The organism is Streptomyces bohaiensis (assembly GCF_012033785.1).
Classification (GTDB): domain Bacteria; phylum Actinomycetota; class Actinomycetes; order Streptomycetales; family Streptomycetaceae; genus Streptomyces; species Streptomyces bohaiensis.
The window spans coordinates 1-1,774 of sequence record NZ_JAAVJC010000487.1 but is presented as its reverse complement, the minus strand read 5'-3'; the positions used below and the strand labels follow the sequence as shown (position 1 = coordinate 1,774).

General features: G+C 75.8%; 1 protein-coding gene. It reads right to left on the bottom strand.

Translation table 11 applies throughout. The annotated features are described in order from the left end of the window. Window positions 1-91: 91 nt before the first annotated feature. Window positions 92-1,633 carry a bifunctional phosphatase PAP2/diacylglycerol kinase family protein gene (locus HCN52_RS24160; protein WP_168090545.1) on the bottom strand — a complete coding sequence of 514 codons (1,542 nt, stop codon included), beginning with the start codon at window positions 1,631-1,633 and terminating at the stop codon, window positions 92-94. Window positions 1,634-1,774 lie beyond the last annotated feature (141 nt).

Sequence of the window (1,774 nt, the reverse complement as noted above, 5' to 3'; positions counted from 1 at the left end):
TGCCGGAAGTCGGCACGGCCCGCGCTGCGTGGTGTCGGGTGGCGCCGCGGTGCGGCGCAGCGGTCAGCCGGTGGTGGTCAGCCGGTGGTGGTCAGACCGTGGTGGCCAGCGGCGTCAGCCGCTGGGTCGCCTGGGGGCAGTAGACGGTGAGGGCGGAGCGCTCCTTGGACAGCAGCAGTCGCCCGGGCGCGTCACCGATCTCGCCGTCGTAGGCGAGGCGGGTGCCCGGGGCGATCCAGTCGATCCGCATCCGGCGGAGCAGGGCGGCGCCGTGCACCGGGGAACTGCTCAACCGGCCGCTGAGCGCGCCGGCCAGCAGCCGGGTACGGGCCCAGCGGTCGGCGTAGGCGACGCGCACGTCGAGCAGCCCGTCCGCGAGGTGCGAGCGGCGCTGCGGCGCGAGGCCGAGCCCCTCGTAGCGGCAGTTGCCCGCGAACAGCAGCCACACGCGGTGGCGTTCACCGTTGATCTCCATCTCCACCGGGTCGAAGGCGCGGAGCACGTGCCAGGCGGCGATCACCCCGGCGGGCCAGCTGCCGACCCGGGGCGACCAGCGTTCGCGGACCCGCACCATCTCGGGGTAGACACCGAGGGAGAAGGTGTTGACGAAGGTGCCGCCGGCCGCCGGGATCGCCGGATCGTCGGGAGTGGGTTCGGCGTCCTCGTTGGTGAAGCGGGCCAGGTCGACCTCGACCGCCTCGCCGTCGGCCAGGGCGCGCCGGGTGTCCTCGGTGGTCTCTATGCCCAGATCGTGGGCGAAGTGGTTGAGCGTGCCGCCGGGGAGGACCGCCAGCGGAAGTCCGTGCTCCATGGCGCAGCGCGCGGCGGCGCTGACGGTGCCGTCGCCGCCGCTGACGCCGAGGGCACCGCCGAGCTCGGTGGCCCGGGCCGCGGCCTGTTCGAGGGCGGTGGTGACGTCGACACCGCCCTCACCGCCGCAGAGCACGACCTCGGCGCGGGGCAGCACCTCCCCGATGACGCGCTCCGGCGGCAACCCCGAGCTGCCGGAGCCCGCGTTGGCGACGACGACCAGGCCCTTGCCCTCGGGGAGCTCCGGCGCCTTGACAGCGGTACGGACCGCCGGCGGCTCCAGGTGGTCGCTGGGCAGCAGGCGCCGCACCAGGAACGCGGCGCCCACGCCGATGGCAGCGCCGGCCACCACGTCCCCGGGGTAGTGGACGCCGGTGTAGACGCGGGAGAACGCGACGGAGGCGGCGACCGGGGCCAGCGCGGCGCCCCACTTCGGGGATACCAGCGCGACCCCGGTGGTGAAGGCGGCGGCCGAGGCGGCGTGCCCGGAGGGGAACGAGGTGGTGAAGGGCGCGCGGTTCAGCTGCCGTATGACCGGCACGTCGGTGAGGACCGGCCGGCGGCGGCGGACGGCGCGCTTGGCGAGCACGTTGACGGTCGCGGAGGCCACGGCCAGTGACGCGGTGCCGCGGAGGGCCGCCCGGCGGGCGGTGCGGCGGCCACCGAGACCGGTCGCCGCCATTGCGGCCGCGGCGCCGAACCACAGGAGCCCGTGGTTGGCACTGCGGCTGAGCCGGGGGAGGACGCGGTCTCCCCCGGGGAAGTGGTGGGCGGCGACCATCTGGAAGAGACGGCGGTCCACCCGCGCGAGTCTGCTGCTCATGACGGTCGAGCTACCCACATCGTCGGTTCTCATTACCGGTGGGCGCGCCGTGGCGGCGGTGCCGGCGGGGTCTTCTCCGCCCGGACGGCGGTGTCGCGCCGCCGCGGGCCCGCGGCGGCGGACGCCCGCCCTCACCAGGGC

What these genes read in the sequence shown, in the direction of transcription:
- HCN52_RS24160 (WP_168090545.1), bottom strand. Translation starts at nt 1,633, where the DNA reads ATGAGCAGCAGACTCGCGCGGGTGGACCGCCGTCTCTTCCAGATGGTC.